Annotated in this window: 25 protein-coding genes and 1 tRNA gene; 11 read left to right on the top strand and 15 right to left on the bottom strand. The window is 68.2% G+C overall.

Features of this window, described 5'->3' with window-relative positions:
* Positions 1-66: 66 nt before the first annotated feature.
* The 3 genes from ASE16_RS00495 to ASE16_RS00485 form a co-directional block, all read right to left on the bottom strand.
* A complete protein-coding gene (locus tag ASE16_RS00495) occupies positions 67-846 on the bottom strand; it encodes a CPBP family intramembrane glutamic endopeptidase (protein WP_055889188.1) in 780 nt (259 codons plus the stop codon).
* 175 nt (positions 847-1,021) lie between these two features.
* Entirely contained in the window at positions 1,022-1,636 is a 615-nt protein-coding gene (locus ASE16_RS00490; RefSeq protein ID WP_055889185.1) for a GNAT family N-acetyltransferase, read from the bottom strand.
* A 55-nt stretch (positions 1,637-1,691) separates the two neighbouring features.
* On the bottom strand, positions 1,692-2,717 hold the full coding sequence (locus ASE16_RS00485; protein ID WP_055889184.1) for an aldo/keto reductase: 1,026 nt from the start codon (positions 2,715-2,717) through the stop codon (positions 1,692-1,694).
* A 181-nt stretch (positions 2,718-2,898) separates the two neighbouring features.
* Between ASE16_RS00485 and ASE16_RS00480 the strand changes: the two genes are divergently transcribed.
* From ASE16_RS00480 to ASE16_RS00470, 3 genes are all read left to right on the top strand, one after another.
* Complete coding sequence (locus tag ASE16_RS00480) at positions 2,899-3,513, top strand: TetR/AcrR family transcriptional regulator (protein WP_055889182.1); 615 nt, start codon at positions 2,899-2,901, stop codon at positions 3,511-3,513.
* A gap of 102 nt (positions 3,514-3,615) precedes the next feature.
* Positions 3,616-4,182: a TetR/AcrR family transcriptional regulator gene (locus ASE16_RS00475; RefSeq protein WP_055889180.1), complete on the top strand. Its 567-nt coding sequence runs from the start codon at positions 3,616-3,618 to the stop codon at positions 4,180-4,182.
* Positions 4,183-4,184: 2 nt separating this feature from the next.
* Entirely contained in the window at positions 4,185-4,658 is a 474-nt protein-coding gene (locus tag ASE16_RS00470; RefSeq protein ID WP_055889178.1) for a hypothetical protein, read from the top strand.
* A gap of 54 nt (positions 4,659-4,712) precedes the next feature.
* On the opposite strand, the gene ASE16_RS00465 is transcribed toward ASE16_RS00470, so the two are convergent.
* Positions 4,713-7,076: an arylsulfatase gene (locus ASE16_RS00465; protein WP_055889175.1), complete on the bottom strand. Its 2,364-nt coding sequence runs from the start codon at positions 7,074-7,076 to the stop codon at positions 4,713-4,715.
* A 967-nt stretch (positions 7,077-8,043) separates the two neighbouring features.
* Here ASE16_RS00465 and ASE16_RS00460 point away from each other — a divergent pair.
* Positions 8,044-9,069, top strand: a complete 1,026-nt coding sequence (locus ASE16_RS00460; RefSeq protein WP_055889172.1) for an AraC family transcriptional regulator — start codon at positions 8,044-8,046, stop codon at positions 9,067-9,069.
* Positions 9,070-9,122: 53 nt separating this feature from the next.
* On the top strand, positions 9,123-9,797 hold the full coding sequence (locus ASE16_RS00455) for an alpha/beta hydrolase (RefSeq protein ID WP_055889169.1): 675 nt from the start codon (positions 9,123-9,125) through the stop codon (positions 9,795-9,797).
* On the opposite strand, the gene ASE16_RS00450 is transcribed toward ASE16_RS00455, so the two are convergent.
* On the bottom strand, positions 9,798-10,157 hold the full coding sequence (locus ASE16_RS00450; RefSeq protein ID WP_055889166.1) for a hypothetical protein: 360 nt from the start codon (positions 10,155-10,157) through the stop codon (positions 9,798-9,800).
* Positions 10,158-10,251: 94 nt separating this feature from the next.
* Positions 10,252-11,448, bottom strand: a complete 1,197-nt coding sequence (locus tag ASE16_RS00445) for an ice-binding family protein (protein WP_162255944.1) — start codon at positions 11,446-11,448, stop codon at positions 10,252-10,254.
* A gap of 288 nt (positions 11,449-11,736) precedes the next feature.
* On the opposite strand from ASE16_RS00445, the gene ASE16_RS00440 reads away from it, so the two are divergent.
* Both ASE16_RS00440 and ASE16_RS00435 read left to right on the top strand, forming a co-directional pair.
* The gene (locus ASE16_RS00440; RefSeq protein WP_055889160.1) at positions 11,737-12,204 is read left to right on the top strand and encodes an SRPBCC family protein; all 468 of its coding nucleotides are present in this window, start codon (positions 11,737-11,739) and stop codon (positions 12,202-12,204) included.
* A gap of 189 nt (positions 12,205-12,393) precedes the next feature.
* On the top strand, positions 12,394-13,443 hold the full coding sequence (locus ASE16_RS00435) for an LCP family protein (RefSeq protein ID WP_157479956.1): 1,050 nt from the start codon (positions 12,394-12,396) through the stop codon (positions 13,441-13,443).
* Between the two features lie 30 nt (positions 13,444-13,473).
* On the opposite strand, the gene ASE16_RS00430 is transcribed toward ASE16_RS00435, so the two are convergent.
* Entirely contained in the window at positions 13,474-14,457 is a 984-nt protein-coding gene (locus ASE16_RS00430; RefSeq protein ID WP_200949516.1) for a LysR family transcriptional regulator, read from the bottom strand.
* A gap of 15 nt (positions 14,458-14,472) precedes the next feature.
* On the opposite strand from ASE16_RS00430, the gene ASE16_RS00425 reads away from it, so the two are divergent.
* Positions 14,473-15,858 (top strand): MFS transporter, encoded by a 1,386-nt coding sequence (locus tag ASE16_RS00425; RefSeq protein ID WP_321164210.1) that lies wholly within the window; start codon positions 14,473-14,475, stop codon positions 15,856-15,858.
* A 200-nt stretch (positions 15,859-16,058) separates the two neighbouring features.
* Entirely contained in the window at positions 16,059-16,559 is a 501-nt protein-coding gene (locus ASE16_RS00420; protein ID WP_055889154.1) for a hemerythrin domain-containing protein, read from the top strand.
* Between the two features lie 47 nt (positions 16,560-16,606).
* On the opposite strand, the gene ASE16_RS00415 is transcribed toward ASE16_RS00420, so the two are convergent.
* Together ASE16_RS00415 and ASE16_RS00410 are read right to left on the bottom strand one after the other, a co-directional pair.
* Positions 16,607-17,053, bottom strand: coding sequence for an AAA family ATPase (locus tag ASE16_RS00415; RefSeq protein WP_200949554.1), 447 nt, complete (start codon positions 17,051-17,053; stop codon positions 16,607-16,609).
* A 91-nt stretch (positions 17,054-17,144) separates the two neighbouring features.
* Positions 17,145-17,783 (bottom strand): HD domain-containing protein, encoded by a 639-nt coding sequence (locus ASE16_RS00410; RefSeq protein ID WP_055889152.1) that lies wholly within the window; start codon positions 17,781-17,783, stop codon positions 17,145-17,147.
* 87 nt (positions 17,784-17,870) lie between these two features.
* Here ASE16_RS00410 and ASE16_RS00405 point away from each other — a divergent pair, with 87 nt between their 5' ends.
* On the top strand, positions 17,871-18,884 hold the full coding sequence (locus tag ASE16_RS00405) for a GlxA family transcriptional regulator (RefSeq protein WP_055889149.1): 1,014 nt from the start codon (positions 17,871-17,873) through the stop codon (positions 18,882-18,884).
* Here the strand turns inward: ASE16_RS00405 and ASE16_RS00400 are convergent.
* Both ASE16_RS00400 and ASE16_RS00395 read right to left on the bottom strand, forming a co-directional pair.
* Positions 18,871-19,791: an NADP-dependent oxidoreductase gene (locus ASE16_RS00400; protein WP_055889146.1), complete on the bottom strand. Its 921-nt coding sequence runs from the start codon at positions 19,789-19,791 to the stop codon at positions 18,871-18,873. The genes ASE16_RS00405 and ASE16_RS00400 overlap by 14 nt on opposite strands.
* Before the next feature lie 64 nt (positions 19,792-19,855).
* Entirely contained in the window at positions 19,856-20,497 is a 642-nt protein-coding gene (locus tag ASE16_RS00395) for an HD domain-containing protein (protein ID WP_055889144.1), read from the bottom strand.
* A 342-nt stretch (positions 20,498-20,839) separates the two neighbouring features.
* Between ASE16_RS00395 and ASE16_RS00390 the strand changes: the two genes are divergently transcribed.
* Positions 20,840-21,496 carry a flavin reductase family protein gene (locus ASE16_RS00390; RefSeq protein WP_055889140.1) on the top strand — a complete coding sequence of 219 codons (657 nt, stop codon included), beginning with the start codon at positions 20,840-20,842 and terminating at the stop codon, positions 21,494-21,496.
* A gap of 91 nt (positions 21,497-21,587) precedes the next feature.
* Here the strand turns inward: ASE16_RS00390 and ASE16_RS00385 are convergent.
* From ASE16_RS00385 to serS, 4 genes are all read right to left on the bottom strand, one after another.
* Positions 21,588-21,675 (bottom strand) — tRNA-Ser (locus ASE16_RS00385).
* 87 nt (positions 21,676-21,762) lie between these two features.
* Positions 21,763-23,040, bottom strand: coding sequence for an LCP family protein (locus ASE16_RS00380; protein ID WP_055889137.1), 1,278 nt, complete (start codon positions 23,038-23,040; stop codon positions 21,763-21,765).
* Positions 23,041-23,199: 159 nt separating this feature from the next.
* Positions 23,200-24,018, bottom strand: coding sequence for an HAD family hydrolase (locus tag ASE16_RS00375; RefSeq protein WP_055889134.1), 819 nt, complete (start codon positions 24,016-24,018; stop codon positions 23,200-23,202).
* Positions 24,015-25,280 carry a serine--tRNA ligase gene (serS, locus tag ASE16_RS00370; RefSeq protein ID WP_055889130.1) on the bottom strand — a complete coding sequence of 422 codons (1,266 nt, stop codon included), beginning with the start codon at positions 25,278-25,280 and terminating at the stop codon, positions 24,015-24,017. The genes ASE16_RS00375 and serS overlap by 4 nt, the downstream gene beginning before the upstream one ends.
* Positions 25,281-25,328 lie beyond the last annotated feature (48 nt).

Raw genomic sequence — 25,328 nt, 5'->3', positions numbered from 1 at the left:
GCGCAAGCGCGTGCGCAAGCGCGTGCGCGCGTGCGTGCGTGACGGTCGTGGCCGCGACGGAACCGCTCAGGCGGCCAGCCTGGCTTCGGACGCCCCCACATCCACCGGCTTCTCGTCCGTCCCCGTGATCACCCAGTACACGACCGCCAGCGCGAGCAGGCCGACCACGGGGGCCAGGATGTTCGCAATTGCTGGACCAACGGAGGCATGGCCGACCGCGAAAACCGAGACGTCCCACAGGCCGTGCAACAACATCGCCCAGATCAGCGAACCGGTGACCCGCCGCACGATGTAGAACGCGGTGCCGGACGCGAACGCCATCAGCACCTGGACGAGCGTGCTGCCGATGGGCGCGCCGAGCGCTGCGTTGACCAGGTGCATCCCGCCGAACAGCACGCTGGAGATGAACCACACCCAGCCCTCCGGCAGGCGCGAACGGAACGCCGTGAGCACCAGACCCCGCGTCATGAGCTCCTCGTTGAAGCCGACCAGGATGCCCAGGGCGACCAGCGCGAAGATGAACGACGCGTCGAACTTCGACCAGTCCGTGTTGACGAGGTTCGCGAACGCGACCAGGAGCATCACGATCGGCACGAAGATGGGCCACTTGTGGTGCGAGCGCTTCCGCTCGAAGAGTGCAGGCCGCCACCAGCCGAGCAGGGAGGTGGTGATCGCGAGCAGCACAGCGGCCACGGCGAGGTCGACCACCGCACCCTTCCAGGTCTCCTCCGCCGTGGCGCCGATGCGGGTGTACGGAACGCCCATCAGCTTCGTGACCAGGAAGATCACGACGACGTATCCGGCCCAGATGACGAAACCCATCCAGAGTCGAGGGTGGATGCGCATGGAGTGGTTCCTTCCCAGGTGTGCCAGTGTCACGTGTCGCGTCGCCCCGTCCGGTACCGGAACGGATTCAGACTAGCGCGCGGGGTCGGCGCACGACCCGGGCTGACCGAGGCACGCGGTCCCGGCTCCCGGCTCCCGGCTCCCGGCTCCCGGCTCCCGGCTCCCGGCTCCCGGCTCAGCCGAAGACCAGAAACCTCCCCGGCTTCTGCGGCTCGACGAGCTCGAACTGCAGGGCGAGATCGGTGCGCCGGATGAGCTCCACCTGCTGCGCGAACAGCTCACTCACGACGATGACGACCTTCTCCGCATCCCACTCGTCCGCGAACCAGGCGCGCAGCGCAGCGAGGAGTCGATCATCCATCGCCGTGGCCATCCTGCTCCGCCGCACCCAGAAGTAGACGACGAGGTCCACCTCCACCCACGCGTCGTCGCCGACCGGGGTCACCGTGGCCTTCGTGAGGAACGACGCTCCGGTGGGGAAGACGTAGACGCAGCCGAGGCACTCTCGCCCGGCCGGGTCGAGCACCGTGTACGTGAGGGCGCGCCGGTCATTGTGGCGCGCTTCGAGTCCGGCGAGGTCGTCGCGGTTCGCCTCCACGGTGAAGTCGTCCTCCGGCCAGCTCGACTGCTCCCAGAGCCGCAGCTCGTCCCGCGTCTCCATCAGCGCGGCGTGATCGTTCGCCGCGTCGCCCGCCACGATCGGGCGGAGGACGAACTCCGTCGTCGTCAGCCCCGCGGGGACACGTCCGGTCACGTGCGCGTCCGACGCGGGGCTCTGCTCATCGTTCACCGTCGAATTGCACCACCGGACGCGGCGCAGCGCAACTCTCCTCCCCCGCGTGAGCTCACGCCGCGGAGCGCTCCGCGACCGGCCGGCGACGCAGCGAAGGGTCGCCGACCTCCGGCCCGCGGTAGACCATGTCCATCGCGCCGATGCTCTCGCCGGGCGGCACGATCGCGTCGATCCGGTCGAGCACGTCATCGGACAGCGAGACCTCCATGCCCGCGAGCGTGTCCTCCAACTGCTCCATCGTGCGCGGCCCGGCGATCGCGGAGGTGACACCCGGATGCGCGATGACGAACGCCATGGCGAGGTGCGTCAGCTTCACGCCGGACTCGTCGGCGAGTTTCACGAGCTCTTCGACGGCCGCCAGGCGGCGCTCGTCGCGGAAGTGGCGCATCCCGGTCCTGGTCGAGCGGAAGTTGTCGTTCTCCTGGCCTGCCCGGTATCTGCCCGTCAGCGTTCCGCCGGCGAGCGGACTGTAGACGAGCGTGCCCATCCCGTAGCGTTCGGCGACAGGCAGGATCTCGCGCTCGATCTCGCGGTCGAGGATCGAGTAGTTCGGCTGTTCGGTGCGGAAGCGCTCGAAACCGCGCCGTTCCGCCATCCACTGCGCCTCGACGATCTCCGATCCGCGCATCGAGGACGAGCCGATCGCGCGCACCTTCCCCTGCCGGACGAGGTCGGTGAGAGCGGAGAGCGTCTCGTCGATGTCCGTCTCCGGGTCTGGCCGGTGAAGCTGATAGAGGTCGATGTGATCGGTCTGCAGGCGTCGGAGCGAGCGTTCGACCGCCTGCACGATCCAGCGACGGGATGCGCCGCGGTGGTTGATGTCGTCGTCGACGGGGCCCCAGAACTTGGTGGCGAGCACGACATCGTCGCGGCGGCCCTTGAGCGCTTCGCCGACGACCTCCTCGGAGTCTCCGTAGCGGTCGGCGGTGTCGACGACGTTGATTCCTGCGTCGAGTGCCCTGTGGATGATGGCGATGCCCTCCTGCCGGTCGGGGTTGCCGAGGGAACCCAGCATCATCGCTCCGAGAGCGTACGGGGTCACCTTGATGCCGGTGCGGCCGAGTGTGCGGTACTGCATGGTGCCTGCTCCTTGTGTGTGCGTTCGAGTCGGGATGCCCGTGGTGCCGGAGGCGGTCGGTGCCCTAGAATCGAGCAACCGGAACATCACTCCGGATAGCTTCCGTCCGACTAAGCGGAACATTGTTCCGTTTAGCTTCACTCTACGCGGAACGGCGTTCCGACCACAAGAGGAACCCTGTATGCCGACCTCCGCCACCACTGCCGACCACGCGGCGCAGCCCGAGCGTCCAAGGATGCGCGCCGACGCCCGCCAGAACGTCGACGCCCTCGTGCTGGCGGCGAAGGCCGTGTTCGCCGAATCCGGCGTCGATGCCCCCGTGCGGTCGATCGCCGAGCGCGCCGGGGTCGGCGTCGGAACGCTCTACCGGCACTTCCCCCTCCGCTCCGACCTCATCTCCGCCGTCTTCCGGCGCGAGATGGACGCGTGCGTCGACGCGGCCACCGAGATCGAGGGGAGCTATCCGCCCGGAGAAGCGCTCGACAGGTGGATCATGCGCTACACCCAGTTCGTCGCCACGAAGCGCGGTCTCGCCGCCGCCCTGCACTCCGGCGACGCGGCGTACGAACCCCTCGCCGAGTACTTCTCCACACGCCTCACGCCGACGCTGGCGCGCCTGCTCGCCGCCGCGACCGCATCCGGGGACGTGGTGCAGAGCGTCGACCCATCCGAGTTCCTCGGCGCGGTCGCGAACCTCTGCCACGGTGGAGGTCCGGCATCCACCGAGGGGTCCGGCCAGGCCGAGCGGATGGTGCGCCTGCTGCTCGCGGGGCTGCGGACGTCGGACGGCGACTGACAGCGGCGACGGACAGCGACGACCAACCGTTGCACTGCCTCTTGCGCTCGGGAACTAACGGCGTTAGTTTAACTAACACCGTTAGTCGACGATTAGAGTGACATGCCCACCCCGCTCTCACGCACACTGATCCTTGACACAGCCCGGGCCATCCTCGACGCAGATGGCGAGACCGCCCTCTCGATGCGGACGATCGCGGCCAGGCTCGATGTCAAGGCCGCATCGCTGTACAACCACATCGGGAGCAGGCACGAGCTGCTGCAGGAGACGGTGGATGCGATCGCCGACGAGGTCATGGCGACCCTGGACCCGACAGACGACTGGCGGACGATCCTGACCACGCTCGCCGACCGGCTCCGCGAGACGCTGCGAGCGCATCCAGGATCGACGAAGGTCGTTGCGACGGTGAACATCTCACCCGCCCTCGCGCAACGGATGGCCGACGACTTCGGGCCGCCGCTGGCGCGCGAGCTGCGCACGACGGTGGAGCACGCCCTCCTCACGGTGCAGTCGCTGTACGTGCTGGTCGTCGGCCTCGCGCTCGCGGAGTTCGGCGACGTGCCGAACGCGCCGGTCGCATCCCGCGACTTCTACGACACCTGGTTCGGCATCGCCACGACGACCTTTCTCGACGGGATCGCCGCACGGCTCGCGACGGGAGGCGAGTAGCCGTGGTCATCGCCGCTGTCGTCGTCCTGCTCGCCGCCGACGTCTACTTCGTCGTCACCACCCTCGTCGATCTCGCGCCGCTGAACAATGTGCGCGCCGCCACCCGGAGGGAACGCGCGACCGAGGTCGCCATCAACGGCCCGATCATGCTCCTCCCCGCGATCCTGGTCGGCCTCGCCGGCGTGTTCGCAGCCCCCGTCCTCGCGGTCGTCGGCGGCGCGATCGAGACCATCGTCGTCGCCGGCGGTCTCCTGCTCTGGTGGCTGCCGTACCTGGCGGGCATCACCGTGCCGTGGGCGACGGCCGGGACAGCGGACACCTGGGAGCAGCTTCACGCCCGCACATACGCGCGGACGACCATCGTGCTCCCCCGCATCGGCGACCGGCCGCGGCCCAACCTCGAGCACATGATCCTGCACGCGCTCCTGCTCGCCGGGGCGACCCTGGCGTTCGTGGCGGCTGCCGCGATCGGCTGAACGGCACGCGACCGCCGCGCGTCTTCACCGCGCGACGGCCGCGTGACGGCGCCGCTACTGCCGCGTCATCGCGATCTGCATCTGGTGCTCCGGGTCGATCAGGTGATCGTGGCTGTCGTCCCCTGCGTCGAGACGGACCCAGGCGATCCTGCCGGTGAAGCCGTTGCCCGCCGGGCCGTAGTCGCTGGAGACCGGCGACGCGAGATCTTCGCCGATGTCGACCGTCTCGTCCATCGAGAAGAAGAACGGCAGAGTGCGCTCGACGGTTCCGGCCGCGAGCACGGCGTCACCGTCCGAGATCGTGACCGCGCCGCCCTTCCCGAGGCCGCCTCCCTCGTATGCGAAGTGCACGACCAGCTCGTGGTCTCCCGGTGCCAGCGCGTCGTCCGACCTGGTGAAGTCGGTCTTGATCCCCATGATGTTGTACGCGAACGCCGGCTTCCCGTCTGTGACGTACACCGACCATCCGCCGTATGCGCCGCCCTGGGCGATGATCACGCCACTCGCGCCACCATCCGGGATCGTCAGCTTCGCCGTCACGGTGAACGACTTGTTCTTGACGTTCACCACCGAGTTCTCGCTGAGGCGCTTCATTCCGGTGTAGAACGTCTGCGAGGTGCCCTGGACGAGCGTCGGCCGGCCGGCGAGCTCCGCGTTGAAACGTTCGGCAGAGCGGATGTCGAGCGGTAGGACGTTGAAGCGTGCCGCCTGGATGAGGAAGAGTCGCTGGAGCTCCGCCAGCCGCTCCGGCTCCTGCGCGGCGAGATCGTGGGACTGGGTCCAATCCTCCTCCACGTTGTAGAGCTCCCAGACGTCCTCGTCGAGTCCGTGGTCCGACGAGAGCCACGGCTTCTTGTGCATGGCGACCGCGGTCCATCCCTTGTGGAAGATGGCCCGGTTGCCCAGCATCTCGAAGTACTGCGTGGTGTGCTGCTCGTCGGCGTCTGCTGAGTCGAAGCTGTAGTTCATCGGCGTTCCCTCGTACGGGCGCTGGGTCACACCGTGCACCGTCGACGGCTCCGGGATGCGGGCAGCGGCCAGCACGGTCGGGGCAACGTCGATGACGTGGGCGAACTGGTTGCGGATCTCTCCGCGCGCGGCGATCCCCTTCGGCCAGGAGACGATCGTGCCGTTGCGGGTGCCGCCCCAGTGCGAGGCCACCTGCTTCGTCCACTGGTACGGGGTGTCCATCGCGTGCGCCCAGCCGATGGCGTAGTGGTTGTACGAGCGGGGCGTGCCGAGGTCGTCCTTGTGGGCGATCTTGTACGCGTCGTCCTCCATCTCGGTCATGTGGTTGATGGTGAACGCCTCGTTCGTGGTGCCCGTCATCGTGCCCTCTGCCGATGCGCCGTTGTCGCCGATGATCACGTAGACGAGGGTGTTGTCGAGCTCGCCGATCTCCTCGAGCGCATCCAGCAGCAGTCCGACGTGGTGGTCGGCGTACTCGAGGTACCCGGCGTAGACCTCCATCTGGCGGGCGAGGACCGGCTTCAGGTCGTCGCTCATCTCATCCCACGCGGGGATGCCATCGCTGCGAGTTGTGAGCGTCGCACCCTCTGGGACGACGCCGAGTTCCTTCTGCCGCGCGAAGGTCTCCTCGCGGATCGCATCCCAGCCCTGGTCGAACGCGCCCGCGTACTTGTCCGCCCACTCCGGCGGAACATGGTGCGGCGCGTGCGTCGCGCCTGGGGCGAAGTAGGTGAAGAACGGCTTGTCCGGTGCGAGCGACTTCTGCTGCTTCGTCCAGACGATGGCCTTCTCCGTCATGTCGGCCATGAAGTGATATCCCTGCTCCGGCGTGCCCCACGGCTCGACAGGAGTGGTCCCTTCGTAGATCGCCGGGTACCACTGGTTGGTCTCTCCGCCGATGAAGCCGTAGAAGTACTCGAAGCCGCCGCCGGGGGTCGGCCAGTGGTCGAACGGCCCGACGGCGCTCGACTCCCACACGGGCACCTCGTGGCATTTGCCGAACTGGGCGGTGTTGTAGCCGTTCAGCCGGAGCGTCTCGGCCAACGGAGCGCAGTTGTTGGGCCGCAGCGAGTTGTAGCCCGGCGCGCTGGTGGCGATCTCGGTGATGCCGCCCATCCCCACGGTGTGGTGGTTGCGGCCGGACAGCAAAGCTGCGCGGGTCGGCGAGCACAGGGCGGTGGTGTGGAAGCGGGTGTATTTGAGCCCCTGAGCGGCGACCCGCTCGAAATTGGGCGTGTGCACAGGGCCGCCGAAAGCACTCGACGCCCCGAATCCGGTGTCGTCGATGAGGACGACGAGCACGTTCGGAGCGTCTGCGGGAGGAAGACCGCGCTGGATGGGCGGATAGTGCGTATCCGGGTCGGTGGCGTCGTAGGTGACCGTCCCGGTATAGGCCAGATCCGGGATCGGGAGGGTCGAGCGCTGTACGGAATCCTGTTCTCTTGCCACGTGTCCATCTCCTCATCGCAGGGTGGTGCCATGTGCTGCCGACGCTACTCGACGGAGACGGGGCTGAGTAGGGGGAAGATTCCGGTCGGTCAGTGCGGCCAGAACCCCGCCAGCAGCAGGAGCCGTGCTGCACCGTCGAGGGGGCGCTCCTCCTCGGGGTGCTCCTGGCCTTCCGCCGGGTCGCCCCGGCGGCTCATGTGTTCGCTCATGCAGATACGTCGAACGAGCCGAGGCGGAAACGACATCCGCGTCGATGGATGCGGGACCGTGCGCCCGTCCGGCCCGCTGCGACCTTCGCGGGGTTATCGCAGTGAGGCGACGACCGCGAGAGCAGAGACCAGTGCGGCCAGGACGATGAGCACGGTGAGGGATGCCCGGTTGCGCATCGACCACGCCCGCACCCGTCCAGCGTGCGAGCGCGCGTGCGCCGGGCGACGGGACCGTCCTCGAACGAGTCCGGCCAACCGACTCCGGCGCGGTTGCTCGGTTGCCGTGCCGGTCGGGCGATCCTCTGCGCGATCGCGGCGCGTGGTCTGCAGGAATTCGACGAACCCGCATCGCGTGCAGCTGGACAGGTACTGGTGGACCGCGAGACCGACCCCGTAGTACGGGTTGACGACGACACGGGCGCGCGACCCGCACTGTCTGCACCACCTCGGTCTCGTCGGAAAACTCGGCTGATTCATCGAACACCGCTCGCCCGATGACGGCGGGGCTGGTCGCGAGGACTCATTGTCATCCTTCGGCTCGTTCGTCGCCTGCGGTGGTGCGGGCCGCGACGATAGGGGAAACGGCGGCCTTCTCCACCCGAAGGAGAAGGCCGCCGCACATCGTCGTGCAGATCTGCGTCGACACGAATCACCGTATGCTCGGGCCGGAACGACGGATATCCGCCAAGCGCGGACGTGTATCCGCTTTGCGCAGCGCTCGATTCTGGAGCCAGACGAGCGACGCATAGAATCGCGTCATGCGAGCGAACGCGGCCGAAATGTTCCGCGGCCGGCGTATCGTGTCGAGCCGGGGAATCGAGCAGACCAAAGAAGCGCTGACGAACGTGTTCCTCCCCGTGGACTTCCCCGCTGCGCGCGCATCCACGCCAGTCGCCATGGAGCTCAACGCCCTCAGGGTTGGTCGGGTCACCTGCGGGTACATGCGGTTTCAGAACGCCGTCCAGATCGAGACCGCCGAGGCAGAGCACTTCCACATCGACATCCCGACGGGCGGCCGGGCCAGGATGCGCGCAGCACACGGCACACCGATCTACGGGACGCAACAGACGGCCGGGGTCTTCATGCCGGGGAGATCGGTGGAACTCGACTGCAGCGAACGGTTCGCGCAGATCTCTCTGATGATCCCGCGCGACCAGCTCCAGCTCGAACTCGAGAACATGCTCGGCTCGACGCTCGCACGGCCCCTCCAGTTCACGGCTGAGCTCAACCTGGCGAGCCCCGGTGGTCAGCTGATGATGCAGACCCTCCAGCTGATCGACGCCGCCTCCGACGTGGCGGAGGGACCGCTCTCCCACCCGCTGGCGCTGCAACGGCTGGAGCAGGTGCTGATGCACAGCCTCCTGTTCGCGCAGCCGCACAATCACTCTGCTCTCCTGGCGCGAACGTCGCCCGCCCCTGCCGCCCGGCCGGTATCGCAGGCGGTGGAACTTCTGCGCAGCAGCCCGGCGCATCCGTGGACCGTCGGAGAACTGGCCGCAGCGGTCTCGCTGAGCGTGCGCAGCGTGCACGAGGGCTTCCGCCGGTGCCTGAACACCACCCCGATGGCCTACCTACGGCAGGTGCGTCTCGAGAAGGTGCGCGAAGAACTGCTCGCAGCATCTCCGGAAACGGTCGGTGTGACGGAGGTGGCCACCCGCTGGGGCTTCGTGCACCTGGGCAGATTCGCCGCCGCATACTGTGCTGCGTTCGGCGAGCGCCCCTCCGACACGTTGCGGTCGGCGCGCACCCGTGCGACGGGCGCCGGCAGGCCGGGCGCACAGTAGGCGGACCTGGGCCCGACGAACGGCCAGGTATCGACGAACCCGAAGGAGAGATCGTGCACGACGTTGTTCCCATCGATGAGGAGGCCGTCCTGTGGTCCGCCCCGGAGGGAGAGCGCGCCGGTCGGCCGCTCGTCGTGCTCCTGCATGGTTTCGGCCACGACGAGACCGACTGGGCACAACATTTCGACTCGATCCCACCCGGAGCCGTCGGCGCATCGCTGCGTGGGCCGGCCGCCACCGGTCGGGGATGGGCGTGGGCCGACTTCAGCGGCCAGAAACTGCGCATGGCGCAGGGGAACAGGGCCATGTCCGCGGTGGCCCGTGGTGTCGCCGGATGGATCGCACGCCAGGATGCGAGCTCCGTCTCGCTCGTCGGGTGGTCCCAGGGCGGAGCGCTGGCCTTGCATTTGCTCCGGAAGAGCCCGAGCGCATATGTGTCGTGCGCAGTCGTCGCCGGGTACGTCTGGGATCGGACGCCCCATGCCGGCGTCAAGCGAGCGCGCCCGAACGTCTGGTACGGGCTCGGCGACGGCGACGACGTGATCGCCCCTCGCCTCGCCGGCTCATCGCGACGCTGGCTGGCCGACCACACCGATGCGGTGATCGCCGACCTCGAGGGTGAGGACCACGGGCTGTCACGCGCCTTCGCGCGACGGGCACTCCTGTACACCGGCGAACAGCTCGCCCGTGAGCGAGCCGAGGCCCCAGCGTCCGGCGTGGAAGGCTGATCAGGAGGGAGCAGACGTCCCAGCGCCGTCGGCCACGATGGGATGCGGTGCGGTGCGATCATCCGGGAGCCCCCATAACGGCTGGCCCTCCCCCGCATCCAGGAGGAACTCGACCGCCGTCGTCCACAGGGGCACGACCTTCATCGGAGGGATGTCTTCCTCGCCAGGAAAATGCGTCGCGAAATGCACCTCCGGCTCGCCCTTGACCGGATCAGCCGCCGCAACCAGTCCGTAGTATCGCTCGTCGTCGACGACCCGCCAGCGTCCGGTCTTCCCGTGCTCTGGTTCAAGCCGCACCGTGTAACCGCCATAGGCGAAGTCCGGCCCGGGAGGGAGGGAAGCGCGCTCGTCGTTGTTCATACCTGTGTTGTACGGCGAGAAGTCGGCGAAGACAACTAGTTCACTTGCCTAGTGAAGTGGAGTAAGGCACGCCGGCGACCACAGGGCGGGGACCCTATCCAGCAGAACGCATGTGCCGCCCGGAGCCACCGGCGCGTGTGCGTCGACCGAAGGCCATGATCGCGATTCCTGCGCCGATGAAGCCGATGGCCGCCAGCAGCGGCAGTGTCGGATTGCTGCCGGTATCGGCGAGGAGGCCGGTGGAGGTCTGGACGGAAGGCTGCACCGCGGCCGTGCCGCCGGGGCTCGGCACCGCTGCGACGGCGGCCGGGGCTGTCACGAACGTGTAGACGGCCGATGCATCTGGGCTCTGCCCGTTCGTGGCGGTGATGGTGACCGTCGATGATCCGCTCGTGGTCGGGGTGCCGGAGATCACGCCCGTCGTCCCGTTGAGTGTGAGGCCTGCCGGGAGCGTGCCGCTCGTCACCGTGTAGGTCGGCGCAGGGGTACCGGAGGCAGTGACGGTGAACGCATACGAAGTTCCGACGGTGGATGCGGTCGGCGCTCCCGAGGTGATCGAGGGGCTGCTCGTGGTGACGGGCGTGCCCGCCGGTGCGCAGCCTGTCGGCGCCGTGATGGTGTTCGTGTCGAGCGTGACCGCGGCGTTGCTCGCCAGCAGTCTGCCGGCGATCGTGGCACCTGTCGTCGCTGTGATGGATTGATCGGCCAGGACGGTTCCGACGAACTGTGCGGCAGTTCCGATGGTCGCCGACGATCCGACGCGCCAGAACACGTTGCAGGCTGTCGCCCCGCCGGTCATGGTGATGTGCGTGGCCGAACCGATGGTGAGCGTGCTGGCTGCCTGGAACACCCACACGGCGGTGGCGCTCCCCGCGAGAGTCAACGCGCCGTTGTCGGCCAGGGAGAGGGCGCCGCCGGAGTACACGCCAGGGGTCAGCGACAGGCCGTTGAGCTCCCCGATTCCCGAGGTGGTCGGAGTGAGGCTGCTCGCCGTGTTGAAGGCGGTCGTCACATCGCTTTGAGCCTGCGCCGCGACCGCGTCGGTCTTGTGGATGGTTCCGGTGAGGCTGCCGTTCGGGGGTCCGCCGAATCCCGTGATCGACGAGTCAGGCGACACCCCGACGTCGCCGTTGACGATCGTGGGGCCCGTGTTCGTCACGGCGCTCGAGCCGAGGACGCCGAACGGCGCGGCCGTCCCGATGTTCACCGGCCCGTCGATGGTCGTGTCGGCGTACGCCGCGACAGAGCCGAAACACAGCCCGGCCATCGCGACGAGAACCGTCGCGCCCACCGTGGAGCCGATGCGTGAGAAAGGGGAGAAAGAGGATGTCGAACCGGCCACGAAGGCCCCCGCCCAGTTGGGAGGTCCTGGTGTTCTGGCGAAGCTCGCCATCCATACCCCTTAGCCGCAGTCTGACACGGAAGACGCCCCCGTGCCGGATCCGGCCGAATGGGGGGGTACGGGCCGACGGCTACCGGCCCGCGCCGCATCATCGACTCGTGAAGTCAAGGCCCTGCGTCCTGCCGCTGCCCGGCCTATCGTCCGGCGTGACCATAGAAGGCAGCGAAAGGAGCAGCGATGACTGCAGTGACCACGTCCATCGACGTGAACGTGCCGGTCTCGACCGCGTACAACCAGTGGACCCAGTTCGAGTCCTTCCCCCACTTCCTCGACGAGGTCGAGGAGATCCGCCAGGTGAACGACACGACCAACCACTGGCGCGTGAGGATCGGCGGCGTCGAGCGCGAGTTCGACACGGTCATCACCGAGCAGCTTCCGGACGAGCGCGTCGCGTGGAAGTCCGTCGCCGGCGACACCGAGCACGCGGGCGTCGTCACATTCCACCGGCTGTCCGACGCCGAGACGAAGGTGACCGTCCAGCTCGAATGGGCGCCCTCCGGCGCGCTGGAGAAGCTGGGCGCTGTGTTCGGACTGGACGACCACGCCGTCAAGAAGGATCTCGAGAACTTCAAGAAGTTCGTCGAGTCGCAGGGCACCGCGTCCGGCGCCTGGCGCGGCGAGGTCGACCGCGGGGAAACGGCCTGACCCGTTCTCCCCGTGTACCCCTGGCACCTCCCGCGAATTGGGGGTGCCAGGGGTACAATTTTGTCCTCGTTTATGAGGACAAAAGGGTGGAGCAAGCGTAGCGTCGAACGTAGATGAGAATTCCTCATCTCACCCGTTGTTTGGGCGGATACATGAGACGCTCCTCGTGGAGTGCCGGAGACGGCCATCATGATCTCGCATGCTGGACACCTTGAACCCCACTGGCACGGCCGCGCCGCGCAACCACGGCGCCGCCGGCCGGCGCTCTTCATCGCGCTGATCGCTTTCCTCAGCATCCTGGCCGTGGCGGGCGGCGCGATCGTCGGCGGCGGCCTCCTCTACGCCGGAAGCGTCGCCTCGACCTTCAGCTCGACCGTCAAGCACATCCCGAACGCCTTCCCACCGGCGGCGACGCGCCCCGTCGCCGTCTCGACCGGAGCGATGAACATCCTGCTCATCGGCTCCGATTCGCGGGGCGACCCGACGACCATCAGTGCGACCGGCACTTCCAACCAGCGTTCCGACACCCTGATGCTCGTGCACATCGACGCCGACCGCCGGAACGTCTATGTCATGTCGATCATGCGCGACCTGTGGGTCCCGATCCCCGGCAACGGAACCGCCAAGATCAACGCGGCGCTCGCCTGGGGCGGCACACCCCTGGTGGTCCAGACGGTCGAGCAATTGCTCGGCACCCCGATCGACCACGTGGCGATCATCGACTTCCAGGGGCTCGCCGGGATGACGGATGCGCTCGGTGGCGTCGACGTCGACAGCCCCGTCGGATTCACCACGGTCCTGAAACCGCACTACACGTTCGTGAAGGGCATCAACCATCTCGACGGCTCGCAAGCGCTCGCCTTCGCCAGGGAGCGCTACGCCTTCCCCACCGCCGACTACCAGCGGGTCGCCGACCAGCAGGCGCTCATCAGGGCCATCGTCAGCAAGGTCCTCAGCCGGTCGACGCTCGCCGACCCGGCAGCCATGACCGCCTTCGTGGGGGCGATGGGCAGGTACCTGAGTGTGGACGAGAAGTTCGACCTCCCGACCATCATCGGACTCGCCGCCAGCATGCGGCTCGATGGCGCATCCAGCATCCACACGTTCACAATGCCCACCGGGGGAACCGGCACCTCGGCCGACGGCCAGTCGATCGTCAACGTCGATCAGAACTCGCTCTCCGCTCTGCGGACGGCATACGCCCACGACCAGCTCGGAACACTGGCCCAGACGCGATGACCCGTCGGCGCCCGACGTCGCCCGCTGCCGTCAGCGCGGTGGTCCGCTCCGTCCCACGGCGGCGTAGAGAAGGTCCCGCACGCCCGGCTTGACCTCACGATCGGGGCGCCAGATGAGTCGAAGCGACAGGTCCGGCGCCGGCACCTGCAGCCGAACCAGGGCACCTGCTGCGAGTTCGTGCTCGATCGCGAAATCGGGCAGGAGGGCGACACCCATGCCCTGAGCGGTCCACGCCTTCGCGATGGCGAGGCTGCCGGCCTCGATGCGTTGAGCCCCTGGTCGAGCGATGCGGTTGCAGGCGAGCCAGAACGAGCAGTTCGGATTGTTGCCGATGAACGGGTGACCATCGAGGTGCGCCGACGAGGAGACCTGGGCGGATGCCAGCGCGTGCGACGGAGCGACGACGACGGACAGGGCGACGGATTCGAGATCGAGGTGGGTCAGGTCGTCCTGCGGCGGTTCGAACCCGAGGTCGCCGATCCGATCCCCCAGGTCGAGGAGCAGCCCAGCATCTACCCGACCGCTGGTGACATCGCTGAGAAGCTCCGCGCGGCTGGTGCGAGACGACGTCTGCGTCACGACGCCGGGGCGGCGATCGGCAAGTCGGCGAAGCATCTGGGGAACATGGATCGCCATCAGGGTCTCCAGCGCGGCGAGGTGGACTTCGATCGGACTCGACGTGACATCGCGTCGGGCTGCGTCCGCGTGATCCAGCAAAGTTCGCGCCCAGCCGAGCAAACGCTCCCCGGGCGCCGTGAGCCGCATCCCTCGCGACCCGCGCTCGAACAGCATCACCCCGAGCGACTCCTCGAGAGAGCGCACCTGCTCAGACACGGAGGACGGCGCGCGGTTAAGCGCGATCGCAGCCGCGCCGACGGTGCCCTCCCTGGCCACCACCTCGAAGGTCCTCAACTGCTTCAGCTCCACCGCGTCTCCGTTCGGATATTCCGAAGGCAGCATACGGGATCGGCGGTCGCCCGACCGCGCCGGAGCGAACACGATGGCACGGGTCACCGGTTGAGAGGGAGGATGACGATGGCATCGCACATCGAACGGCTGTCGGACGTCGGCACTGCAGCGAGAGTCGAGGGAAGAGTCCGTGCTCTGCTTGGCCTGTCTCTCGGGTATTTCATGGTGTTGTTGGACACCACCGTGCTCTCCGTCGCTGAGCCGGACATCGCCTCTTCGCTCCACGCGTCGATCGGCGGCCTGCAGTGGGTGGTCGACAGCTACACGATCACACTCGCCGCGTTCCTCCTCTCCGCCGGTGCGGTCGCCGATCGCATCGGACCGGCCCGGATGTTCCGGTTCAGTGTCGCCGCGTTCGGAACGCTCTCTCTCCTGACCGCCTTCGCGCCCTCGGTCGGCGCTCTGATCGCTTTGCGGGCCCTGCTGGGCGTCGTTGCGGCGGCCTGCATCCCGTCGTCGACAGCCATGATCGCGCAGCTCTACCCGCAGCAGCGCACTCGCGCTCGAGCCCTGGCAGTGTGGACGGCGATCAGCGGCGTCGGCCTCGCATCCGGACCACTCGTCGGTGGAGTCCTCGTCGGCGTCGCCGGGTGGAGAGCGGTGTTCGTCATCAATGCGCCCGTCGCCATCGTCGTGCTGCTCCTGGTTGCGCACCGTGGCTTCGCCAGCGCCCGGGCGAGGCGCCCGATCAACGTTGCCGCGCAACTCCTCGCGTGCGCGTCGCTCGCCTCACTCAGCGGCGCGCTCATCGCATTCGGCGGAGGCCGATCGTCTGTCGCAGCGCCTCTGCTCGTCGCAGCCGTCTGCTGCGTTGGGACACTGGTCGCTGTCGAACGCCGCAGCGCGCACCCGGTGTTCGTGCCCGCCATTCTCCGAGCGCGCGGCGTTGGCGCCGGCCTGCTCGCCGGAGGGGTCGTCAATTTCGCGCTCACCGGTGTGATCTTCGCCATACCGCTGGTTCTCGCTGCGCAGTTTCGGCTGGCACCGATGAGCATCGGGCTGTTCCTTCTCGCGCTCACCATCCCCTGCGCGCTGAACCCACTCCTCACGGGTTACCTCGTCGCGCGCCACGGAAGCAGGCCGCCCATCGTCGGAGGGCTGGCGCTGGTCGCCGTCGGGCCTCTGCTACTGGGCTTCTGCATTGCAGCCGGGCTTCCGCTCGTCGTATTCGCTCTCGGACTCGCCGTCACAGGGTTCGGGATCTCGTTCGCGCTGCCCGCGTTGGTGTCTGCCGTGCTCGGCGCGGTGCCGGCGGATACCGCGGGCAACGCCAGTGGTCTCCTGAACGCGGTGCGTCAGATGGGTGCGACGATGGGCGTCGCCGTCATGGGCGCCACCCTTGCGACGCCTCCCCTCGCCGTCGGCGGGGCCAGTGCGATCTTCATCGCCGCCGCTCTCGCTGCAGTCGGTTGCATCGTCTACGCCGTCCTCACTCGACCGAAGTGATCCAGCCACCACATCCCGTGGGCGGGGACTCTTACGACGCGCTCCGTCACCGGACTAGGCTGTCGCCCGTGATGACCGGATCGGCCGTAGGCCACGCACAGATCGGTGAACCGGCCGCCGGCTGAGCCGCCCTCGGGGCCGCGCGCCTCCCTCCGTCTCGTGATGCCAGATCAACGACACGAGACAAAAAGGAGACAACCATGCCCATCACACCTCGGGAGACCAACGATCTCTCGGCGCAGACCAGCAGGCTCGTCGCGTGGAGCGACGAACTCCGGCGGACGCATCAGCAGCTACGGGACGCCGTGCGGGCCACCCGCGAAGCCGCCGGAAGCGATGACTCGACCCGCGAGGCGAGCCGCGAGCTGCTGCTGCTGCTCTGTCACGGCTTCTGCGTCGCCCTGAACGCCCACCACACCGGCGAGGACCGATCCCTGTTCCCGGCCATCGAGAGGGCGCACCCGGAGCTGGCGGACACACTCCGCGCGCTCGAACAGGATCACTCCATGATCGCTCACCTCCTCGGCGAGCTGGAAGCGGCCGTCACCCGGTCGGCCTCCCGGGCCGAGCTTCACGGGCACCTGGAAGGCGTGTCCGCGATCATGGAGAACCACTTCCGCTACGAAGAGCGTCGACTACTCACCGTCCTGAACGGATTGGAGTTGAACGCTGACGTGGAGGACGTCCTCGGTCCTCTGTGACGTCCTGGCGGTGATCCCCGACATCGTCGCCCGACTCACGAGCGTCGTCAGGGCTGGACGACGGTCAGCGGGCCTTCGTCTGACGTGGGGGGTTCGAAATGATCGAAGTACTCGGCCGCCAGCTCCTCGCTGAGACCGAAGTCGTCTCCGTGCGCGAGAGCACGGGCACGAATCCGTGCCACGGCGACCTCGCGCGGGGTTGCCAGGTAGATCGTCTGGGGCTCGACGCCCAACGGCCTCAGCAGCTCGCGGTACTCCTCCCGAGCTCGCCGGGACCAGAACGAAAAGTCGAGCACGACATCCGAACCGGCCGCAACGAGCCCCAGGAGTTTGCGGCGCAGTTCGTTCTCGATCTCCTCATGGACGTCCGGCGCCAAAGGCATCGAGCGGATGCCCCTCGACCAGGCCTCTTGGTCGAATGAGAGACGCACCATGCCGTCCTCCTCAAGACGTCGGGCGACAGTCGACTTGCCTGAGCCAGCCGGCCCGCACATCAATACGACGCGACTCACTCGGTCGTTCGTCCCGTGATTCGAGTTCACAGCCCTAGGGTAACCAGCCCGCCCTCGGCGCGCCGGACGGGCTTCATGCCGGCTCCCACGCCGACAGGACGCGATCGACCATGCTGCCGCGGCGGAACCCTGGCTCGAAGTGCTCCAGGATGTCGGCGTTGATGGTGCCGTATGTCGTGCCCGGCCGGTGTTTGAGTCCCTCGTGGAACGTCGCGAGGAACCCGAGCTTGAAGTCGTCGCGCGGGTACGCCCGGAGGATCTCCTCGATCGCCTCCTGGTCCAGTTCATCGACGCCGAGTCCGACAGCGTCTGTGAGCACGCCGAGGTTGGTTGCGGCGATTTCGGGGCCCATCCTGCCCGGGATCTCTGGCGTGGTGTGCAGCGCGATCGCCTGCCAGACGGTCTCCGCGGCTGAGGCGGAGTAGCCCTCGGCAGCGAGGAACTCGCGAGCGAGGTCGGCGCCATCCACTTCGAATCGTTGTGGCGTCGGAGACGGCGGCACGAGCAGTCCGCTGTCGTGGAACAGCGACGCGAGGAAGAGCAGTTCCCGGTCGGGTTCGAGCCCGCGCGCCCTGGCGCGCAGCGATCCGAACAGGAACACGCGGAGCGAGTGGTCGAACAGCGGAGCGCTGCTCTGGCTTCGCACGAGCCGTTCCGCCGCCCGGGCGCCAGGGGTGCTCGGGATCTCTACGCCTGCGATAATTCTCGACATGTCATGCTCCTCGGGTGTGGATGCGGACCGTGCGTCCACCATCCACGGTGCCAGCGTGCGGCCTCCCGCCGCTGCCTGCGGCCGGCCATGAACCACCCGGAAACGGACCCCGTCGGCCGCACGGTCGTGATCCTGGTGTACGACGGCGCCAAACTCCTCGACGTCGCCGGCCCGGCTGACGTCTTCGGCGAGGCGAACCGACTCGGCGCCGATTACCGGATCACGCTCATCTCCCCCGACGGCGCGGATGTGATCACGTCGGTCGGCATCCGGGTCGCCGTCGACGGCGACGCCGAGCTGGCGGCCGACGCCGACACCGTCATCGTCGCCGGGGCGGACGCATACCCGAGCACTCGCGTCCCCTCTCCCCTTGCGGATGCGGTGCGGACGCTGTCGGTCAGGACGCGCCGTCTGGCCTCGATCTGCACCGGCGCGTTCATCCTGGCCGAGGCCGGCCTCCTCGACGGAAAGCGCGCGACCACGCACTGGAAGGTCGCCCAGGCGCTCGCCTCCCGCTACCCGCAGACCGCGGTGGATCTCGACGCCATCTACGTGCGCGACGGCGAGACATACACGTCGGCCGGTGTGAGCGCGGGCATCGACCTCGCGCTCGCGCTGGTCGAGGAGGACTACGGGGCGAATCTCTCACGCGACGTCGCGCGCGCCCTCGTCGTCTACCTGCAGCGGGCGGGAGGCCAGTCGCAGTTCTCGGCGCCCCTGCAGGGTGCGCCCCCACGGACGCCGGCGCTCCGGCGGATCGTGGATCTGGTCGTCGCCGATCCGACGGCGCGCCACACCCAGGCCGAGCTCGCCGAGCACCTGAACGTGAGCACGCGGCATCTCAGCCGGCTATTCCGCGACGAGCTGTCGACAACGCCGACGCGGTACGTGGAGTCGATCCGCTTCGACATCGCGCGATCGCTTCTCGACCAGGGCTACAACGCGACGCAAGCCGCCGAGCGGGCGGGCTTCCCGAGCTATGAGAGTCTGCGGAGAGTGTTCTCCCGCGAGCTCGGGATCTCTCCCGCCGCGTACCAGCGCCGATTCCGCACCTCCCAGCCGGACGATTCGGAGGATGGGCCGGCGTTCAGCCCTCGCTGACCCGCACGATCGTCTTGCCGTTGCCGCCGCTGCCGTTGAGGAACGCGCCCGCGGCGTCATCCAGCGAGACCACATCGCCGACGAAGGTGCGGAGCCGGCCGTCGCGCACCCGCCGAGCGAGTTCGTTCAGCTGCCGCCGTTCGGGCTCCACCACGAAGAACACGGCGGTGACGCCTGGACGCTGAACGGGCGGAGGCGCGGCGATCGTGACAAATGTGCCGCCGTCGCGCACCAGTCCGGCCGAACGGGCGCCGATCTCGCCGCCGATGACATCGAACACCAGGTCGGCTTCCCCCACAGCCTGCGACCAGTCTCCCGTCGTCTCGACGAATCGGTGCACGCCCGCCTCTGTCGCGCGCTGACGGTGCGCGGGTCGGCCGATGCCGACCACAAAGGCGCCCTCGCCGGCGGCCAGCTGAGCCGCCTCCGATCCGACCCCACCGGCGACGCCGTTGACGACCACGGTCTGACCGGCCTGGAGGCGCCCATGTTCGAAAAGCCCCTGCCACGCGGTGAGGCCGGAGATGGGAAGGCTGGCCGCGGTGACGAAGCCGATGTCCGCCGGCAGAGGAGCGAGGTTCCGCGCCTCCACCGCGACCTGCTCTGCTAGCGACCCGTCGCGCGCCCAGTCGGCGAACCCGAACACGCGCTGACCGACCGTGAGGCCGGTCGTCCCGTAGCCGAGCTGTGTGACGACGCCGGCGAGTTCGTGCCCGGGGATGCTGGGACTGCGGTCGCGGCCGGCGCGGTCGGCCCAGGTCGCCGGCCAGTCCAGTTCACCAGGGGTGAAGCCGGCGGCCCTCACCTCGACGATGACGTCGTTCTCGGCTGCGTGCGGCTCGGGCCGCTGCGTCAGCGTCATGCCCGCGACGCCCTGGGCCTTGTCCACCACCGTGATCGCTTTCATGAGCGTCCTTCCTGTTCGCCTTTCTCGGATGTGTGCTGTGCTCGGTGGGGATCCGAGCGCCGCATCACTCCGGCCACGCGGAGTTCTGGATGACCTCGACGAAGTCCGTCCGGCGGAAGCCTGGCACGAAGTGCTCGAGCACATCGGCGTTCACGGTGCCGAAGGTCGAATCGGGTCGCTCGGCGAAGCCGTCGGTGAAGGCAGCCAGGATGCGCTCCTTGAACTGCGGGCGGGGATGCGCCGCCACGACGGCCGCGATCTCGTCCTCGGTGAGCGCATCCAGCCGCAGGCCGAGCACGTCGGTCTCTACTCCCGCTGTGGTGGCCGCGATGACAGGTGCCATGCGCCACGGTACCTCCGGAGTCGTGTGCAGCGCGATGGCCGTCCAGACCTGCTCGGCGTCGGCGGCGCTGAACCCGTGCGAGGCGAGGAAGGCGCGCGCCTGGTCAGCGCCATCCAGTTCGAAGCGCTGCTGGTCGCCGCGATAGGGCGGGACGAGCCCGAGATCGTGGAACAGGGCGGCGACGTAGAGGAGCTCCGCATCCGGCCGCAACCCGGCACGCGCCGCCTGAAGCGACCCGAACAGGAAGACCCGCCTGGAGTGGTTGAAGATGAGTTCCGGCGTGGTGGTGCGGACCAGCTCGGTCGCGTCGGCGACCAGGCTGCTGTCGGGGACCACGACCCCGGCGATGACTTCGGTGGACACAGCTTCTCCTCCAGTGGATGCGGATGGCAGCGGACCTGCTCGCTTTCGAGTCTGCGCGTCCGGCCGCCGGCCGGCCCCTCAGCGTCGGCCACGAATACCCCGAATCCAGACGCACTCCACCGCGCGGAGAAGATGGCCGTCGATGCACTGACTCGCCGGCACCGCACTCCCGCGACTATGGCAGCCCGCTGCGGGCGGTTCGGCTGACGCGACGTCCGGAATCCGCGAGCATCGGGGTACGGACGATCGAAGGATGGAGACGTGCGGTCGAGCAACGCACACCGACCGTGCCACGTGCACCGCAACGGCTCCAAACCTGTACCCCTACCGAAGGACCTCTCCGTGACCAGCACCCACGTCGCCATCGATCCAGCCATCCTCTACTTCGGGACCCCCGTCGCCCTGATCAGCACACTCGATGCGGACGGGATCCCGAACCTCGCCCCGATCTCATCGATCTTCTGGCTCGGGCATCGGGCGGTTCTCGGGATCGCCGCTCGTTCGCAGACGGGCCGGAACCTGGCCTCCACGCGCGAATGCGTGATCAATCTTCCGGACGCCCGGCTCGTCGACGCCGTCGACCGGCTTGCTCTGACCACCGGCCGCGATCCCGTTCCACCGCGCAAAGCGGCGGTCGGCTACCGACATGTGCGGGACAAGTTCGCGCACGCCGGGCTCACGCCCACCGCATCCGAAACCGTGGCACCCCCGCGCGTCGCCGAATGTCCGGCCACGATGGAGGGTGCGGTCATGCACGTGCACGAGCTGAAACGAGACGATCCGGCAGAGGCGGGAAGCATCATCCTCGCCGAGGTGGCCGTCTCGCGCGTCCACGTGCACGAGGAGATCCGGATGCACGGGCATCCGGACCGCATCGACCCGCTGCGCTGGCAGCCGCTCCTGATGTCGTTCCAACGGTTCTTCACGACCGGCGACGAGGTGAGCCCCTCCCGCCTGGCGACGATCGATGAGGAGTGGTACCGGCCGACCGCGGCGTAGTGCCGGCAGGACTGCAGGGCACGAGACCTGGCCGTATCGGCCGCTGGGGTTGTACGAGCATCGACTCGGGCGGCGATGGCGCCTTCGACGGTGGCGGAGGGCGTGGGATTCGAACCCACGAGACATTTCTGCCCACCAGTTTTCAAGACTGGCTCCATCGGCCGCTCGGACAGCCCTCCTGGCGCCGGCGCAAACCGGCGTCGCCCGATTCTAACGGACGAGGGGATGCGCGCCTGGCACGGCCCCGCGCATACCGTGCCGCGCGCCTAGTCGGAGTACGGCTTGGAGCAGGTGTATTGGTTGGCGGTCTGACCGTGGACGTCCGACGGGAGGTCGACGGACCCGGAGGTCGACTGCGTCGGAGCGTCCGTCGACGGCGTGCCGGTCGCCGGAGCGCCCGTTGCCGGTGCGCCCGTGGCCGGGGTGCCCGTTGCCGGCGCGTTCGGGTCCGCCTCGGAGCCGACACCCGTGTCGCCGGTGAGCGTGATCGGCTGGTCGTTCTTCAGCGCGGTCATCAGCGTGTCCGCCGCGTCTGTGCTCGGCGCGACGCCGTCGCCCTCGTAGTGGTTGGGGTACTGCACGAACACCATCTGGCTGAGGTCGATGTTCTTCAGCGCCGCCGCCATCGAGGCGATCGTGGTCACGTTGTTCAGGCTCTCGGAGAGCTCGATGTTGGTGGTCGCCGCCTTCGCGAGGCCGTAGACCTTCACCGGGTTGGCGAGAGTGTCCGAGCTCTTGATGGTGCGCACGAGCGACGAAAGGAAGACCTGCTGGTTGCTGATGCGGCCGAGGTCGGAGCCGTCGCCGACGCCGTGGCGGGTGCGGAGGAAGGCGAGCGCCTGCTGGCCCTCGAGCGTGTTCTGGCCGGCCTTCACATCCAGGCCGGTGTACGGGTCGTTGATGTCGCCCGCCACGCAGACGGGAACGCCGCCGACCGCGTTGGACATCTCGATCACGCCGTCGAACTCGATGACGCCCGCGTACGGGATGTCGAGGCCGGTCAGCTTCTGCACGGTGAGAACCGTGCAGGCGAGGCCGCCGTAGCTCAGGGTGTTGTTGATCTTCTGCTTGCTCATCGCGTCGAAGCTGCCGCCCTTGGGGTCTGGGCAGGACGGGATGGACACGTACATGTCGCGGGGGAAGCTGATGACCGTCGCGGTCTTGTGGTCGGCGGAGACGTGGAGCAGCATCGTCACGTCGTTCAGGACCTCGCCGCGCTCACCGTATGCTGCGTTGCCTCCACCGCTGTCGCTGCCGGCCAGGAGCACGTTGAACGCGCCGTTCATCGCGCCGACCTGCGGCACGACCTCTTTGCCCTTCGCGTCGACCAGCTTCACCGACGGCTTGAGACCGGCTGCCACATCCCACACCGCGTATGCGGCGACGGATGCGGTGCTCACGCCGACCACGGCGACGATCGCCGCGAGCATCCCGAGCAGGAAGCGGAGCGGGTGGCGCTGCTTGAGCCGACCGTGGCGTGCGATGCTCGGACCGGCCGACACTTCTTTCGCACGCGCCTGGGCGCGGGTGGGCAACTCGCTCATTCACTTCCTTCGATGAAATCAGGGGTTTTGCGCGCTCAGAATCGGCGCGCACTACCCTCCAGATTTACAGATCACCCTGGCAAACCTCTGGACAGCCACGCCGGAAATGCTGATCAGCGCCACGACGGAACGTCGATCAGAGCCACGCGGGAACGTCGATCAGAGGGAGTCGAGCAGCTGCGCGAGGCCGTCCTCGACCACCGGCTCCGTCACCCGGTTCGCCACCGCTTTGACGTCATCGGGGGCCTGACCCATCGCGACGCCGAGGCCCTCCTGCGCCGCCCAGGTGAGCATGTCGATGTCGTTCCTGCCGTCGCCGACCGCCACCACGCGCGACAGCGGGATGCCGAGCTGCTGACGCACGCGCTCCAGCGCCGTGGCCTTGTTGACACCGTCCGGTGCGATGTCCAGCCACGCTGTCCAGCCGATCGAGTAGCTCACCTTGTGCAGGCCCATCCGCTCCACGATGTCGAGGAACTCGTCCTCGTCGTGCTGCGGCGAGACGACCACGACGCGGGTGGCGGGATGCGCAGAGAGCTCCTCGAAGGAGACCTGCACCGCGTTCACCAGCTCCCAGTCGGTCATGCCCTCCGTGTAGCGGCGGAACCCGGTCGCGTCCTCGACCATGAAGCTGCCGCTCGGCAGATATGGGCGGATGGTCTCCAGCACCTCTGTCGGGTCGAACACCTCGACGAACTCGCGGCGGTAACCCTCATCGACGGTGTCGTCGCGTTGCATCGTGAGAGCGCCGTTCGCGCAGACCACGTATTCGCTGGTCAGCCCGAACGTCGAGTGGATGCCTCTCGCGGTCTCCCAGCTGCGGCCGGTGGCGAGCATGACCTCGTGGCCGGCGTCGCGGACGCGGGCGACGGCATCCCGGACAGCGGCGCCGATCGTCTCGTCCTCGTGGATCAGAGTGCCGTCGACGTCGAGCGCGATCAGCAGGCGGCCGTCGTCGGCCTGGTCGGCGGCGCTCACCGTGCGATCGGTTCCAGGATGTCGAGGCCGCCCAGGTATGGGCGCAGCGCCTCCGGCACGACCACCGAGCCGTCGGCGCGCTGGTGCGTCTCCAGCAGGGCGACGATCCAGCGCGTCGTGGCGAGGGTGCCGTTGAGGGTGGCGACAGGGCTCGTCTTGCCGCTCTCCGTGCGATACCGGATGTCGAGGCGGCGGGCCTGGAATGTGGTGCAGTTGGAGGTGGACGTGAGCTCGCGGTACGCATCCTGCGTCGGCACCCACGCCTCCACGTCGAACTTGCGGGCGGCGCTCGACCCCAGGTCGCCTGCGGCCGTGTCGATCACGCGGTAGCTGAGCCCGAGGGCCTGCAGCATCTCCTCCTGGTACTGCAGCAGGCGAGCGTGCTCGGCCTCTGCCTCCTCCGGGAGCGTGTAGACGAACATCTCGAGCTTGTTGAACTGGTGCACCCGGATGATGCCTCGGGTGTCCTTGCCCGCCGAGCCCGCCTCTCTGCGGTAGCAGGTGGACCAGCCGGCGTAGCGCAGCGGCTCCGTCACATCCACGATCTCATCGGCGTGGTATCCGGCGAGCGCCACCTCGCTCGTTCCGGTGAGATAGAGGTCGTCGGCCGGCAGGTAGTAGATCTCGTCGGCGTGCGCGCCGAGGAAGCCGGTGCCCTGCATGATCTCGGGCTTGACCAGCGTCGGCGTGATCATCGGGATGAACCCGGCGCCGACCGCCTTGTCGAGCGCCATGTTCATGATGGCGAGTTCGAGGCGGGCGCCGACGCCGCGCAGGTAGGAGAAGCGTGCACCGGAGACCTTGGCGCCGCGGGCCATGTCGATGGCGCCGAGCAGTTCGCCGAGCTCCAGGTGATCGCGCGGCTCGAAGTCGAACGTCGGCTTCTCACCGACCGTCTTGACGAGCACGTAGTCGTCCTCGCCGCCCGATGGGACGCCGTCGATGATCGGGTTGCCGATGCGACGGAGCACGTCGTCGAAGCGCTTCTCCGCCTCGTTCGCGGCGGCCTGCGCCTCCTTCACCCGGCCGGCGAGGCTCTGCGCCTGCGCGACCAGCTCCTTCTTCTCGTCCTTGGGAGCGGCGGCCACCCTCTTGCCGAAGGCGTTCTGCTCAGCGCGTAGCTCCTCGAACGCCGAGATGGACGCGCGACGCTCCTTGTCGGCCTGCAGCGCCTCGTCGACGACCTCGACGGAATCGCCCCTGGCCTCCTGCGAACGCTTGATGACGTCGGGGTGCTCACGGAGAAGAACTGGATCGATCACGGGTTCAGCTTATCGAGGCGGCGCTGGACGTTCGGGGCGTTCGCCGTG

The organism is Leifsonia sp. Root227 (genome assembly GCF_001428745.1).
Taxonomy (GTDB): domain Bacteria; phylum Actinomycetota; class Actinomycetes; order Actinomycetales; family Microbacteriaceae; genus Leifsonia.
Note: the sequence above shows the minus strand (reverse complement) of the source record. Positions and strands in the feature narration are given on the sequence as shown.

Excerpts from the sequence above, each read along its gene's own strand:
- ASE16_RS00495 (WP_055889188.1), bottom strand. The coding sequence starts at position 846 with ATGCGCATCCACCCTCGACTCTGGATGGGTTTCGTCATCTGGGCCGGA.
- ASE16_RS00485 (WP_055889184.1), bottom strand. The coding sequence starts at position 2,717 with ATGCAGTACCGCACACTCGGCCGCACCGGCATCAAGGTGACCCCGTAC.
- ASE16_RS00480 (WP_055889182.1), top strand. The coding sequence starts at position 2,899 with ATGCCGACCTCCGCCACCACTGCCGACCACGCGGCGCAGCCCGAGCGT.
- ASE16_RS00475 (WP_055889180.1), top strand. The coding sequence starts at position 3,616 with ATGCCCACCCCGCTCTCACGCACACTGATCCTTGACACAGCCCGGGCC.
- ASE16_RS00460 (WP_055889172.1), top strand. The coding sequence starts at position 8,044 with ATGCGAGCGAACGCGGCCGAAATGTTCCGCGGCCGGCGTATCGTGTCG.
- ASE16_RS00450 (WP_055889166.1), bottom strand. The coding sequence starts at position 10,157 with ATGAACAACGACGAGCGCGCTTCCCTCCCTCCCGGGCCGGACTTCGCC.
- ASE16_RS00440 (WP_055889160.1), top strand. The coding sequence starts at position 11,737 with ATGACTGCAGTGACCACGTCCATCGACGTGAACGTGCCGGTCTCGACC.
- ASE16_RS00435 (WP_157479956.1), top strand. The coding sequence starts at position 12,394 with ATGATCTCGCATGCTGGACACCTTGAACCCCACTGGCACGGCCGCGCC.
- ASE16_RS00425 (WP_321164210.1), top strand. The coding sequence starts at position 14,473 with ATGACGATGGCATCGCACATCGAACGGCTGTCGGACGTCGGCACTGCA.
- ASE16_RS00420 (WP_055889154.1), top strand. The coding sequence starts at position 16,059 with ATGCCCATCACACCTCGGGAGACCAACGATCTCTCGGCGCAGACCAGC.
- ASE16_RS00415 (WP_200949554.1), bottom strand. The coding sequence starts at position 17,053 with ATGTGCGGGCCGGCTGGCTCAGGCAAGTCGACTGTCGCCCGACGTCTT.
- ASE16_RS00410 (WP_055889152.1), bottom strand. The coding sequence starts at position 17,783 with ATGTCGAGAATTATCGCAGGCGTAGAGATCCCGAGCACCCCTGGCGCC.
- ASE16_RS00405 (WP_055889149.1), top strand. The coding sequence starts at position 17,871 with ATGAACCACCCGGAAACGGACCCCGTCGGCCGCACGGTCGTGATCCTG.
- ASE16_RS00400 (WP_055889146.1), bottom strand. The coding sequence starts at position 19,791 with ATGAAAGCGATCACGGTGGTGGACAAGGCCCAGGGCGTCGCGGGCATG.
- ASE16_RS00380 (WP_055889137.1), bottom strand. The coding sequence starts at position 23,040 with ATGAGCGAGTTGCCCACCCGCGCCCAGGCGCGTGCGAAAGAAGTGTCG.